Below are 14,048 nucleotides of genomic sequence, written 5' to 3'. Positions count from 1 at the left end.
CATTGCATAACCTTAAGAAAAATAAGATATTGGAAACTAATAAACAAGATGAATGTGAGTTCCTGCACAAATTAATGAACAATGCTCACATTGGTTGGTGGATAGCAGACTTAAAATCAGAAACCTATCTCTGCTCAGATTTCATAGCTCAGCTCTTAGGACTGGATGAAACCCGCACGATAAGTTTTCAGGACTTTAACAATCGTATTCTCAAAGAGGATCATAATCATACAGCTTCATTATCTTTTCATGAACTGCAACAGACGATCGAAAAAGTTTATCTCCTCGACACTCCGAAAGGAAACATATGGATTCGAAGTAAAATTAGTTACCAAGAAGCAGATGAAGAAGGAAACGTAAAAATATATGGTATTTCAGAAACACAAGACGGTCCTCAAGTCGCTTCTGCTTATCAAGCATTACAAAATAGCGAACACATTCTTCACTACATTTATAAAAATCTCCCTGTAGGCATTGAATTGTATGATAAGAATGGAAATTTAAGCGACTTGAATAAGAAAGAATTAGAGATGTTTCACATATCCGACAAAGAAAAAATATTAGGGATCAATCTATTCAAGAATCCCGTACTCCCAGAAGAAATCAAACAAAAACTCAGAGACCATGAAGACACTGACTTCACATACCGATATGATTTTTCCAAGATTAACGGATACTATAAATCGGCAATAACAACCGGTAGTATTGACCTGATGACAAGAGCTACAACACTATACGACCTTGATCATCAACTTACCAATTACCTATTAATCAACGTAGACCAAACAGAAAACACGATTGCTTATAATAAGATTAAAGAATTCAAAAGTTTCTTTGATTTGATAGGCGACTATGCCAAAGTAGGCTATGCACTCTTTGATGTTCAAAGTCGAAAAGGATATGCACTGGATAGTTGGTACCAGAATATGGGAGAGAAAAAAGGTACACCTTTATCAGAAATCATTGGTTTATATTCCCACTTCCACCCAGAAGACCAAGCACGTCTGCTTAGTTATTTCCCTGAAATATTAAACGGAAAAAAGAATCATGTTTTTGCGGATGTACGAATATGCAGAGAAGACGGAAGATATACCTGGACACGTATCAATGCAATGGTCAGAGACTATCGCCCACAGGACAATATAATTGAAATGATCTGCATCAACTTTGATATCACCGAGCTGAAAGAAACCGAACAAAAACTCATTAAAGCTAAAGATAAAGCAGAAGAATCCGACCGGTTAAAATCCTCATTCCTTGCAAATATGAGCCATGAGATACGTACTCCTCTCAATGCCATCGTAGGTTTTTCCAGTATGTTACTAGAAACAAGCGATGAAGAAGAGAAATTGGAATATGCCAATATCATTGAAGAAAATAATCAGCTCCTATTGCAACTGATTTCAGATATTCTCGACTTATCGAAGATTGAAGCCGGGACTTTTGATATGACTATGGAAAAGGTAGATGCACGACAACTCTGTTCTGAATTAGTCCAGACAATGCGACTAAAAGCCAAGCCTAATGTAGAACTTCGGTTAGCTCCCAATTTGCCTGAACTTAGCTTCATCAGTGACAAAAATAGAGTACGGCAGGTTTTACTGAACTTTATTACTAACGCTTTAAAATTCACCAAGGAAGGTTATATTACCATTAATTACCAGATCGATGGAAAAAATGCAAAATTTGTTGTTCGAGACACAGGAATTGGCATTGCTCCTGACAAACAAAAAAGTATATTCAACCGTTTTGTAAAACTCAATAATTTTATATCAGGTACAGGTCTCGGGCTTTCCATCTGCCAGAGCATCATTACACAGTTAGGAGGAGAATTAGGAGTGGAATCGGAATTAGGAAAAGGGTCTTGTTTCTGGTTCACACATCCATTGAATTAATACATTTTTATACAGCAACCTTAATATATTCCCATTGAAGATGCCAGAAGTATAGTTATCTTCATTCATGGCATTGTGAAGGGTTACTACTGTCCAGACATGGAGAAAGCAATAAAGAGTTTGCCCAGACCAGTAAACGAGCACACATTTTGTATATGCAAAAGAAGATTAAAACATGTTACATACTTCCATAAAATACTATTTTTTAAGTTCCAACAAAGTTACTAAACACAATGCACGTTCAATAACCTGATCCATATTATAATATTTATATTCAGCAAGTCTCCCGCCAAAATACACGCTTACCTGTCGTCGCAATAACTCACTATATTTCTCATAAAGAGCATTATTCTTATCATTATTAACAGGATAATAAGGTTCATCACCTAATTGAAATGTCAGAGGATACTCTTTAGTAATCACAGTATCCGGCTGACGACCGAATTCAAAATGTTTATGTTCAATAATGCGTGTATAAGGAGTTTCCGAATCTGTATAATTGACGACCGCGTTACCTTGAAAATTAGATTGATTTTCTAACACAGTCGTTTCAAATCGCAAACTACGATATTCCAAAGCACCATAACAATAATCGAAGTATCGATCAATCTCTCCTGTATAAACCACCGTATCAGCTAAACTATCCAGATATTCTTTATCTAAAAAATAATCAGTATTCAATACAACCTCACTTTTCGATAACATCTTTTCTATGATAGGAGTATATCCTCCAATCGGAATACCCTGATATCTATCATCAAAATAGTTATTATCAAAAGTAAAACGTACCGGTAAACGCCGAATGATAAAAGCAGGAAGATCAACAGCTTTCTTTCCCCATTGTTTTTCTGTATATCCTTTTATCAACTTTTCATAAATATCCTTTCCCACAAGAGATATAGCTTGTTCTTCTAAATTAGAAGGGACACCAATACCCGCTTTTCTCTTCTGAGATTCTATTTTTTCTAAAGCCGCAACAGGAGTTTTCACTCCCCACATCCAATAAAATGTATTCATATTAAAAGGCAAATTATATAGTTCACCTTTATAATTTGCTAAAGGAGAATTGGTATATCTATTAAATTCAGCAAACGAATTTAAATAATCCCATACTATTTTATTATTAGTATGGAAGATATGAGCTCCATACGTATGAACTGTAATATCTTTCATCTTCTCTGTATAGATATTACCGCCAATATGACTACGTTTATCAATTACAATACATGATTTCCCTTTCTCTGTCAATTCACGAGCAACTACAGAACCGAACAACCCACTTCCAATAATTAAATAATCATACTTTCTCATATTGACTCCTAGTTGATTTTATTCATATTCATCAAATATATTCCTAATGGGGCCCAAATTCCTTTTGAATTTTGTTTCTCATTATCTATAAGATACAAAAGTTTATCAATATCCAGAATGATAGCGTTATCACTCCATTGAAAAAAAAGAATTTGTTGCCATAATATTTTTCTATAAGCTTCGATACTCCAATCTTTATCTTTTAAATTACCCAATCTAGCCATTACTTCTTTTTTCAAAAAAGTAGTATCAGGCATCTGATGCAACAAATTAAAAAGAATAACAGTATCACCATATATATCTTTCTCAATATCTTTATAGTCCATCAAATAAGTTAAAATTTTCCAGATAAGTTTATCAGATTCCCAGACATGAACATTTTGTTTTTTCAACTCTAGAAGAAAGTATAACATTGAATTTATCAGATCCAAAGGCTTCTTTTTATTATCATATATACTTAAACAATAATACCTACAAGTATTCAAAAGAGCTAATACATAAGTATCATAATTCTCCAGCATTTTTTTACCTCCATATTTTGACAGAAGATAAACAGCAGGAGATAACATAGAGAAGTGAATGCCAAAATCCACAGATTCCCCCCAAAAAAGGTTACACTCCAAATCAATAAGAGCATCCTCAGTTACTTCTACAAACTCATTACGAATAAGATAATTTATTCCCCAACCAATCCCAGCAAGTCCCTGTTCAATACTATTAGTACTTATTTTCCCAATTTCACTAAACACTTCATCTAACAAATTATCCGCAATATTATTATAAGTCTCATCATCTATAGATTTAGATAACTCATAATAAAACAATATTACTTCCATTTTCCCTTCGATCAGACCAACACTTCTCATATTCTGTAAACGGATAGCTATCATATCAACAATTTTCAATAGTTCTCTGTTCATACGTATAAAATTCATTTAATCCGTCCAACTTCCAAAATAATAATGTATAGCATAAGCGTCTTTTATACTATATTCAAGACGTTTATCCCAGCTCCCTCTTTTAGCAATACCCGCAAGAGGAAGATCAAAAGGATTAATATAGGAAGGAGGAATAAGATAAACATCACTACGTTCCTCAGTAGATAAACCTTCATATACATCAACCAAGACCCACTGCCCTGTTGTATCAAATACAATATCTTTATTACGAGCAGTGAATGAAAGTTCTAAATTTTCTTTCGAAAATACTTTCTCAATAATATTTTTCAAATAATTATGATATGGAACAGATGCCATTAAAGAATTATTAATTATAAAATTCCGTTTAAAAATACCACAATGAGATATCGGCTCTTGAGGGAAACAGCACTGTTTATCACATAATAATCCATTCAAAGGTTTCAAAGACTCAAAATCAAAATCCACATACATACCCCCCATTTTATAAAGTATCAAATACCTGATAGCATCCCAACGCTGTATATCATAAGGAAAACTGTTATAAATCTCCCAATATTGCGGAAAATGCTCTAATATAAATGAATTCATTTTGTAATCATTCCAATAAATATATTGCCAGTCAGGATAATCATACTTCCAAGTATCCGCCATTTTAAGAAAATGTTCTGGTAATGGTATCTCTTTGTCTGACCAAATCTGATGAATAATCTTAGGTATTTGATTTTTCATATTCTATATAATAGTTTGATAATTCCATTCACTACAAAACATCTTCTTTTTTTCAAATCCGTTTTCTACATAAATTCACACCATGAAAAAAATTAAGCCAAACATTATTTCTTGCCCAACAGAGCATCCGCAGTTTCCTTGATCAAAGTATCATAAGTCACAAAAGGAAGACCCGGTCCTTTATCCAATTTCAATTCTGATATGTATTGCAATCTTTGCTTATTTTGATTGATAATTCCCCGACGCACTTCTTCAAATTGCTGCCGAGGTAGAGCATGATAAAGTACATAATATACATCGACTTCATATACAACAATATCACCAAAGGAAAATGCTGATACTTTTAATTCTTTTGGATGGGCATCAGGTTCACGACGAATTTCCCTCATAAGCTCTCTTCTGATTAACTTTTCCTGGCCTTCTTTCAACAAAGTATAAGAAGATACCAAAGAAATAAACCTGTTTACGACATTCATCGTATCAGTAGGATTATGCCGCTCATGTATCAAATAATCGTTCTTTAGAAAAGATACCATTTCGTTTTTATCATCAGAATAAATTGAAATGCCGCTATCTTCCTCGTTCATAGTTAAAAGCCGATCATTAATATAACCCTTATAAATCTCCTTAAACTTCTCTACAGATCCATAACGAACCTCCAACATTTTTTTAAACGGATACAATTGTGTTTCCCCATCAGTGAGTAGCCCAAAAAGATATTTACCATCTTTTTTTATACCATAAACTCGATATATAGGTAGATATGGTACATTGATCGCCTCATTTCGGAAAGAAACGATAAATACACTATCAGGAGTAAAAAATGGTTTAGTATCAATGTGATTCACTGCAAAAAATTTACTCTTATAATCCCTTAACTCCCCAAATCTGTATTGAACATATAGAGTATCGTCATCTTGGATATATATATTTAAATATTCAATACTATGTATAAAAGATCCATCAATAGCAGGTAAAAAAGCATCGGGAATATACCTGACAACAGGAATGGTTTTATACAAATTATCCCTACTTTGGCTATAGGCTATGCTAAGCACAAAGAATCCCATCAGAAAAAATAATAGTATTTTTTTCATATTTCAACATACTATTTTTTTGATTTATGAGGTAGCTCATATAACAATGTCTTCAATGCTTTTTCATGGTCATAAGACCAATTATTATTGTTTCGATATCTTATTGTCTCATAAAATTTTAAAAGAGACTCTTTCTCTCTTGTTTTCCCCTCATTTGTAAAATAATACTTAAATCCCATAGGCATTCGTCCTGATTTACAAGCATAAATCCCTACACAATATGTATATTTCCCTAAGTAGGGTTCTTTAAGAGGTATTTGTACTATAAAAACCGTATCTGCATTAAACGGTACATCCTTTCCTACAATTCTAATTATATCCTCACCAACAAGATCTATTAAATCTGAAGGAAGTGTCTCTTCTGAAGCCTTTCCCATATCATAAATCATCTGTCTTCGAACAAAATTACAACCACATTCTAACGAAGAAGACTTACCCGTACTCAACATTGCAGCAATAGGATTGGGATACAATATAAGATAGTTTCCATCTTTCGATTGCATTTTTCCAATATAACTGGAAACAAACATCTTCCTCTCCCAACTTCCTTGCATTTTAGGAGATGTTCTTATTGTCTCCCAAATAAAATTTTTAGGTTTTTTGCAAGATACATCTATAGATTTTGATAAATAAGTAGAATAGTCAGAAAAAGAATCTATTAGACTATATTGAGCAAAAATCTCTGTTATCGTAAAATTGAGAAAAAGCACAAACAGCAATATAAATTTAAACGATTTCATATTACACTCCTTTATTTTTATAAAATTATTTTTATCAAACTTATCCTATAATCTACACTCAGTTTTTTTGAAATATTTGTAATCTCTATTCATAAAACACAATTATATGATCTGCAAAAAAGAAAATCTAGAAATATACTTTCCTTAGTTTATACTCTCTACTTTGAAACAAAGTCAAGAAACTAAAGTCAATTCAAACAGTCACACAATTAAATTCTTTTAAAACCACGATATACAAAATATTTCAAAGAACTAATTTAAAACTCAATATATACCTATAAATATAACTAAATTTATTTCTTTCCTTCCACTCTATACAAATATACAATATCAAGGGTAGAACAAGTACCCCCACCACCATTTTGAGGATCAGCATATGTAACACTAGTACCATTAATCTCTGTTATATAAACAGAATGTCCTCCACCACCTGGAACTTTTATGGCAGCTAATAATGTAGGACCCGGATTTTCTCCAAAACGTTGATAATGATAAGGAGGAACAGGGGTAGGACTACCTTTACAGAAATGGCTTAAAGCTTCATAATATTTATCTCCTGGAACCCCACCTTTTCCATATTTACCTTCCAACCATGCTATAACCTCTGCTGGATCTATACCAAGAGCAAACGCGATAGTTTGTCCAACACAATCTGTTCTTCCAATAATAGGATTATCCATATAATACCCATCCGTTTCATATGAATATCCCCCCGAATACCAATAACCATCCCCATAACTATCATTCCATCCAGGATAACCGCTAACATCAGGATAATAATTATTATCCGGTTTATGTCCATAAATTACCACCTCATCAAGATATCCATAATCAATATCCCACCCATAACCTCCATAATCATCTCCATAACTCCCACCAGAGCCACCATAAAAACTATAGCCACCAGATCCATAACCACCTGCTGAGAATGCACTAACTCCTAAATCTGATGACCAAACATCTTCTTCCATCTCATTATCCTCGTCACTTCCTACAGCCGAACAATCATTTATGTCCAAATCTAAAGTATAAGGATTTAAAAGTGCTAAATCACTCTCATCGTACAGAGTAGTAGAGTTACCACCCACATAGCGACGCATCTCTTCTTTGTTTAAAACAGGGTAACGCTGACGCAACCCTTCAAAATTCGCACGAGTAATCTTTTTCATAAAATCATTTTTTTATTAATACAATTACGTATATCTTTACTTTGACATTAACCACAATCCGACAGAAGATAATTTACTATTAATCATTGATATATCATAAAAAGAGTCTTGAATCTTTTTATCTATATATATTTTCACATTTTCGAAGGATAATTTTCTCAGAATAGGTATATTATACAATATTCCCCACCATGCATTATCATACCACACATCTAATGTATCCATATCTACAAAGCAATCTAAACAATCTATCTTCTCCAAAACTGATACACTGATCACTTTCAAATTCACCTGATTTTTTTCTACAAGTTGTTTAAGCAAAATGATATCAATATCCTGATATTCCCCTTCATCAATACTTTGAATACAAAGATTTAAAATATCATTTAACAACTTCCTAATTCCTATTTTATTCACTTCAAGTCTTTCATAAAAACCACAAAGCACATACAACATAGAATTCAATAAAGAAAGTTTTAATTTCCTTTTATTATTAATGCCACTTGCTATTATCGAACGTGAGTTCTCAATCATGCCTGCAATCCAAACATTATCTATATCATCCATTCGCCAAGACATCCGAGAAAGTAAATACATTCCCGAAGAAAACAAGGGAATCGGGAAATTTATTTCTTTCATTAATGGAGACCTTACATCACGAAAAAGAGCTTCATCAACATAATGAAAAACAGATTCTCTTGGATCAACTTCCAGGAATCCATCTTTTATAAGATTAGTTAAACCCAATCCGATACCAAAGCCCCCATCTATGGCACTAGGAGACAAATCGGGCTTTAATTGACCAAAAATCCCATCTAACAGATTGGAAGCAATGTTCTCATATATTCCGTTACCCGAATATTGAGCATATCTATACAAAAAAAGACAGACTCCTATTTTCCCATCAAACAACCCTACTTGTTCCGTATTCGCCAGATTAGCGACAATGGCGTTTGCTGTCTGAAGTAGTATTTTATTCATAAAGTTTGTGCGTTTTGAGTTTTTATAATATATTTGAACAATTGAATAAGATGAGGAACATGATAATCAAAACTAAACACCCTTCTACATTCACACATATATTATCTGTTCTTTTCTACCTTTGACTTTCTTACCACCATCAATGCCATACTCACGACTATCTCTATGATGAGTTGTCCTTACACTTCTATAATCTATCAATTCAACACGAGGACTGACTGATTTACCGAAAACTTTTCGAACTGATTCGTGAAGATAATGGATCAATTCTTTAAAAATTCCTTCCAACTTCCATTTACGGAAATAGAAGTAAACGTTTTGCCAAGGTCCAAACCCTGTGGGAAGTATACGCCACTGACGGCCGTTTTTTGCAATATATATCATAACATTTATCATAATGTTTTCGCTTCCTTTCTTTGGTCTCAGAACATTCTTTTTATAACTTGCTACTATTTATCAATCAGGTTGGTTGGATAATTACTCATAACTTAACTTATGTCTTGCAAACCATAAAGTTACGAAACAGCATACAATTAGCCAACTGACAAACAGTATATTAAATAATTATTTTTTAAAATTCAAAACAGCTTCTAAATAATACAAGTGTATTTCAGCATACTATTTTTTAAATTTGAGATATAATTCATGTAAAATTATTAAGTCTTTTTCATGATCATAAGAACTATTTTTTCGGTACTTTATTGTCTTATAAAACTTCAAAAGATATTTTGTTTCTTCCGCTTTTCCATTATCTGTAAAATAACACTTAAAACTAATAGGAATCCTCCCGGATTTACAGGCATAAATTCCTAGACAATATATATATTTTTCCAAATAAGGTTCTTTAAGAGGGATCTGCACTATAAAAACTGTATCAGCATTAAATGGTGTATCCTTACCTACAATTCTAATTACACCCTCCCCAACATCAGGATAATCTGATAAAAGCATTTGCTCTGAAACTTTCCCCATATCATAAATCATTTGTCTTCGAATAAAACTACAACCACAATCTAATGAAGAACCCTCACCTATATTCAATGTCGCAGCAGCAAAATTAGGATATAATATAAGAAAATTTCCATCTTTCGATTGCATCTTCCCATCATAACTAGAAACTAAAGATCTTTTTTCCCAGGTACCTTGTGTTTCAGCTACTGTTTCAATTTTTTCCCAAATAAAGTCTTTGGGCTTTTTACAAGATATACCCACAGCTTTAAATAAATAAGTAGAATAATCCGAGAATGAATCCATTATACTATATTGAGCGAAAATCTCCGTTACTGTAAAATTAAAACAAAATACAAACAGAAATATAAATTTTGTTATTTTCATGTTATTTCTTCGTTAAAATAAATAATACAATTCAACAGTCCAATTTTTTTATACTGATAGCCAAAATATTATCATCAAAATTCATCAACATTTTAATTCTCTAGAGAATCAACATATTTGAAGAATAAAATCATCCATAATTATAATTATTAAGGAGAAAGAAGTAAAACTTATATATTTGCGATATTTATAAGTATTCACAAAAGTTTATCATTACAATGTAAACCCTATTCTCATAGAAAAAAAATAATTTACAACACTTCTATTCTGTAGAACATATAAGCATTACTTTAACATCATAAAGATACATATATTCACTAAAGAAGATTAAATCTTCCTCCCTATCAACATCCAACTATTAGTTAATCGAATTTCAGACATTTAATGCACTAGTGAGACATCTCATTACATCCTTTAAACCAGCAAATTACAATTCAGAAACATCATCTATAGATTCCATATCAATTGGAAATAGATATTTTTTATTTTTTCCCTTCCACTCTATATAAATGTATAATATCTAAAGTACTACAAGTACCCGTATTCTTATATTGAGGATCTATATATTCAACATGCGTACCATTAATTTCTGTTATAAAAACAGAATGTCCGTTGTTTTCCCCCCATTTAATTGTACCTAACAATGTATATGCTGGATTTTCACCAAAACGTTGATAATGAAAAGGAGGAATAGGGGTAGGACTACCTTTACAAAAATGACTCAAAACTTCATAGTATTTATCTCCAGGAACCCCATCTGTTCCATATTGGCTCTCCACCCATGCTACAACCTCTTCCAAAGGTATATTAAGAGCAAATGCAATAGTTTGCGCAACACAATCTGTATATTGTATAGTAGAAATTCCTACATATCCATCATAAGTCCCATATGAATATTCCCCCCAATAAGAATAACCATATCCATATCCATCGCCCCACCCGGGATAAGCACTACCACCATAGTAACCATAGTCATTATTAGGCTTATTTCCATAGATAACCACCTCATCAAGATACCCATAATCAACATCCCAGCCGTCCCCCTCATAGCCATAACTACCATCAGAGTTACCATAAAAGCTATAACCACCAAAGCCATAGTCATCGGCAGAGAATGCGCTAATTCCCAAATCCGATGTCCAAACATCTTCTTCCATTTCATCATCCTTGTCACTCCCAACAGCCGAACAAGCATCCATGTCTATATCTAAAGTATAAACATTTAAAAGTGCCAAATCACTCTCATCGTATAGAGTGGTAGAGTTACCACCCACGTAACGACGCATCTCTTCTTTGTTTAAAACCGGATAACGTTGACGCAACCCCTCAAAATTTGCACGAGTAATTTTTTTCATAAAATCATTTTTTAATTAATACAATTACACATATCTATCTTTACTTTGACATTAACCATAATCCAGCCGAAGATAATTTACTATTAATCATCGATATATCATAAAAAGAACCTTGAATCTTTTTATCTATATATATTTTTATATTTTCGAAGGATATTTTTTCCAGAATAGGTATATTATACAATATTCCCCACCATGCATTATCATACCACACATCCAATGCCTCCATATCCATAAAGCAATCCAAATAATCTATCTTCTCCAAGACCGGTCCACTGGTCACTTTCAACTCCTCAGGAAGTTTCTTTATGATTTGCTCAAGCAATATGATATCAATATCCTGATAATTATGTCCGTCAATGCTCAGAACACTAAGATTTAAAATATCATTTAACAACTTCCTAATTCCTATTTTATTCACTTCAAGTCTTTCATAAAAACCACAAAGCACATACAACATAGAATTCAATAGAGAAAGTTTTAATTTCCTTTTATTATTAATGCCACTTGCTATTATCGAACGTGAGTTCTCAATCATGCCTGTAATCCAAACATTATCTATATCATCCATGCGCCAAGACATCCGAGAAAGTAAATACATTCCCGAAGAAAACAAGGGAATCGGGAAATTTATTTCTTTCATTAATGGAGACCTTACATCACGAAAAAGAGCTTCATCAACATAATGAAAAACAGATTCACTTGGATCAACTTCCAGAAATCCCTCTTTTATAAGATTAGTTAAACCAAATCCGATACCAGCAACCCCGTCTATAGCACTAGGAGACAAATCGGGCTTCAACTGGCCAAAAATCTCATCTAACAGATTGGAAGCAATGTTCTCATATATTCTGTTACCCGAATATCGAGCATATCTATACAAAAAAAGACATACTCCTATTTTCCCATCGAACAACCCAACTTGTTCCGTATTCGCCAGATTGGCGACAATGGTGTTTGCTATCTGAAGTAGTATTTTATTCATAAAGTTTGTGCATTTTGAGTTTTTATAATACGCCTAAACAATTGAACAAGACGAGGAACATAATAATCAAAACTGAACACCCTTCTACATTCACACATATTATCTGTCAATTCTTTCATCATAATCTTATTCTTCAATTGGGAACACAATCTCAAATTATTATCAAAAAGAATACCGACATGCAATGTTTTTACAAGTTCCTGCGTAGCTACAATATGACCAGAATTATCACGCAAAATTACTGGCAATCCTGCCGCTGCATATGTACTGATTCGAGCTGGAATATTAAGATCATCCCATGAGGCTTTCAACAAATTACCATTGTTGTGACTTTGCAGACAATGCAACCATCCAGCATCATATTGAGACAACTCTTTAGTCCAATTATCTGCAGAGACATGATCATGAACATGAAAATGCTTAGGAGCTATCCGAAGTCGATAAAGATTCTCCTTTTCACGATTATTATGGTAGTTTTCCGTATACAAATGAACATGTATATTATTTTGTGCCAAAAACGCTAAATCATCTCCCGACATTCCGATCATTCTTCCAGTTACTACTGTATGCACCGCACCGTCCTGCGCTGACAGTTTAGGAGAAAAATCATTCTTAAAGTAATCTCCTTTAGGTAAATCACCATCCATAATAAATGATAAACTCTTAGTGGGTGGTAAGTATTGTTCAAACCAAGCTTTCACTGTATCATTCAAGAATATTTTTCCCGCAGCATGAGTATATAAGTATATTAATTTATCCCACATACCTTGTCGAAGACATATAGATGGTCCTTCCTTAAAATGCCAAACAAACGGAATATCCGGACATGCTTTCATTACATCATAAGCCAAATGAACTGCACCAAAATTCAGCATTCCATAAATAATATCAGGCTTTATTTCTTGAATCTTCTCTTTCCAGTTTTCAAAAGGTATATCTTCCACATGACCAAAAGGCAAAGGTCCTACAGTAGAAAAACAAAATATTGGATTCGGAATCCAAAGCCCGTATAACTTATGTCCAGCTTGTTCTAAAGCATAGATACGTTCCGGATTATATGCAAGCTCTCCTAATATCAATATTTTTAAAGGAGACTCGCAAAGAGGACACTCCATTCTAAAATCAGCATATAATTTTTCTTCATCAACAAATTTATATTTGGAGACTCTCATTTTAATCGGAGACTTCACTTGATAGTGACTTCTGTATTTATTTAGACCTCCACCATATTTTTCACCAATTAAACGATGACGCTGGGCAGGATGAGAAGTCCAATAACAAGTAATTTCATTCGTCATATCGAAACTCCCAAGAGATGTCAGCTTATACCAAAACATAGCAAATAAATCTTCACTTACCCACTCTTTTCTCTCCACCCAACGTTTATTATTATTCCTGTGAGCAGTCTGAACTAATTGCAAACAATAGTTTTTCCTTAATCCTTTACTTTCTGTAGAATCCGTATAATATAATGTATCTGTAGAATCAAATTTCATTCCTGTATATACAAGAAATATATTATTATTATCCT

General features: G+C 33.0%; 13 protein-coding genes. 1 reads left to right on the top strand and 12 read right to left on the bottom strand.

The window, feature by feature from the left end; all coding sequences use genetic code 11:
* Positions 1–74 precede the first annotated feature (74 nt).
* Positions 75–1,895, top strand: coding sequence for a PAS domain-containing sensor histidine kinase (locus EJF25_RS13935; RefSeq protein ID WP_125041843.1), 1,821 nt, complete (start codon positions 75–77; stop codon positions 1,893–1,895).
* Positions 1,896–2,093: 198 nt separating this feature from the next.
* Here the strand turns inward: EJF25_RS13935 and glf are convergent, their stop codons facing one another.
* The 12 genes from glf to EJF25_RS13875 all read right to left on the bottom strand — a co-directional run.
* A complete protein-coding gene (glf, locus tag EJF25_RS13930) occupies positions 2,094–3,206 on the bottom strand; it encodes a UDP-galactopyranose mutase (protein ID WP_125041678.1) in 1,113 nt (370 codons plus the stop codon).
* An 8-nt stretch (positions 3,207–3,214) separates the two neighbouring features.
* On the bottom strand, positions 3,215–4,126 hold the full coding sequence (locus EJF25_RS13925) for a glycoside hydrolase family protein (RefSeq protein ID WP_125041677.1): 912 nt from the start codon (positions 4,124–4,126) through the stop codon (positions 3,215–3,217).
* A 15-nt stretch (positions 4,127–4,141) separates the two neighbouring features.
* Complete coding sequence (locus tag EJF25_RS13920; protein ID WP_125041676.1) at positions 4,142–4,855, bottom strand: glycosyltransferase family 32 protein; 714 nt, start codon at positions 4,853–4,855, stop codon at positions 4,142–4,144.
* A gap of 104 nt (positions 4,856–4,959) precedes the next feature.
* Positions 4,960–5,952 (bottom strand): hypothetical protein, encoded by a 993-nt coding sequence (locus EJF25_RS13915; protein WP_125041675.1) that lies wholly within the window; start codon positions 5,950–5,952, stop codon positions 4,960–4,962.
* 11 nt (positions 5,953–5,963) lie between these two features.
* A complete protein-coding gene (locus EJF25_RS13910; RefSeq protein WP_125041674.1) occupies positions 5,964–6,692 on the bottom strand; it encodes a hypothetical protein in 729 nt (242 codons plus the stop codon).
* A gap of 293 nt (positions 6,693–6,985) precedes the next feature.
* Positions 6,986–7,861: a TIGR04149 family rSAM-modified RiPP gene (locus tag EJF25_RS13905; RefSeq protein WP_125041673.1), complete on the bottom strand. Its 876-nt coding sequence runs from the start codon at positions 7,859–7,861 to the stop codon at positions 6,986–6,988.
* Positions 7,862–7,897: 36 nt separating this feature from the next.
* Positions 7,898–8,842: a glycoside hydrolase family protein gene (locus EJF25_RS13900; RefSeq protein ID WP_125041672.1), complete on the bottom strand. Its 945-nt coding sequence runs from the start codon at positions 8,840–8,842 to the stop codon at positions 7,898–7,900.
* 90 nt (positions 8,843–8,932) lie between these two features.
* On the bottom strand, positions 8,933–9,268 hold the full coding sequence (locus tag EJF25_RS13895) for a transposase (protein WP_262352042.1): 336 nt from the start codon (positions 9,266–9,268) through the stop codon (positions 8,933–8,935).
* Positions 9,269–9,460: 192 nt separating this feature from the next.
* On the bottom strand, positions 9,461–10,177 hold the full coding sequence (locus EJF25_RS13890; RefSeq protein ID WP_125041670.1) for a hypothetical protein: 717 nt from the start codon (positions 10,175–10,177) through the stop codon (positions 9,461–9,463).
* A gap of 482 nt (positions 10,178–10,659) precedes the next feature.
* Positions 10,660–11,532, bottom strand: coding sequence for a TIGR04149 family rSAM-modified RiPP (locus EJF25_RS13885; protein WP_125041669.1), 873 nt, complete (start codon positions 11,530–11,532; stop codon positions 10,660–10,662).
* Positions 11,533–11,572: 40 nt separating this feature from the next.
* On the bottom strand, positions 11,573–12,517 hold the full coding sequence (locus tag EJF25_RS13880) for a glycoside hydrolase family protein (RefSeq protein ID WP_125041668.1): 945 nt from the start codon (positions 12,515–12,517) through the stop codon (positions 11,573–11,575).
* Positions 12,514–14,048, bottom strand: a 1,535-nt coding sequence (locus EJF25_RS13875; protein WP_125041667.1) for a glycosyltransferase family 2 protein, incomplete at its 5' end; no start/stop codon positions are given. The genes EJF25_RS13875 and EJF25_RS13880, both read right to left, overlap by 4 nt.

Origin of the sequence: Bacteroides faecalis (assembly GCF_003865075.1) — a bacterium.
Lineage (GTDB): Bacteria > Bacteroidota > Bacteroidia > Bacteroidales > Bacteroidaceae > Bacteroides > Bacteroides faecalis.
This window is presented reverse-complemented; position numbering and strand designations above follow the sequence as displayed.

Excerpts from the sequence above, each read along its gene's own strand:
- EJF25_RS13935 (WP_125041843.1), top strand. The coding sequence starts at position 75 with ATGAACAATGCTCACATTGGTTGGTGGATAGCAGACTTAAAATCAGAA.
- glf (WP_125041678.1), bottom strand. The coding sequence starts at position 3,206 with ATGAGAAAGTATGATTATTTAATTATTGGAAGTGGGTTGTTCGGTTCT.
- EJF25_RS13925 (WP_125041677.1), bottom strand. The coding sequence starts at position 4,126 with ATGAACAGAGAACTATTGAAAATTGTTGATATGATAGCTATCCGTTTA.
- EJF25_RS13920 (WP_125041676.1), bottom strand. The coding sequence starts at position 4,855 with ATGAAAAATCAAATACCTAAGATTATTCATCAGATTTGGTCAGACAAA.
- EJF25_RS13915 (WP_125041675.1), bottom strand. The coding sequence starts at position 5,952 with ATGAAAAAAATACTATTATTTTTTCTGATGGGATTCTTTGTGCTTAGC.
- EJF25_RS13910 (WP_125041674.1), bottom strand. The coding sequence starts at position 6,692 with ATGAAATCGTTTAAATTTATATTGCTGTTTGTGCTTTTTCTCAATTTT.
- EJF25_RS13905 (WP_125041673.1), bottom strand. The coding sequence starts at position 7,861 with ATGAAAAAGATTACTCGTGCGAATTTTGAAGGGTTGCGTCAGCGTTAC.
- EJF25_RS13900 (WP_125041672.1), bottom strand. The coding sequence starts at position 8,842 with ATGAATAAAATACTACTTCAGACAGCAAACGCCATTGTCGCTAATCTG.
- EJF25_RS13890 (WP_125041670.1), bottom strand. The coding sequence starts at position 10,177 with ATGAAAATAACAAAATTTATATTTCTGTTTGTATTTTGTTTTAATTTT.
- EJF25_RS13885 (WP_125041669.1), bottom strand. The coding sequence starts at position 11,532 with ATGAAAAAAATTACTCGTGCAAATTTTGAGGGGTTGCGTCAACGTTAT.
- EJF25_RS13880 (WP_125041668.1), bottom strand. The coding sequence starts at position 12,517 with ATGAATAAAATACTACTTCAGATAGCAAACACCATTGTCGCCAATCTG.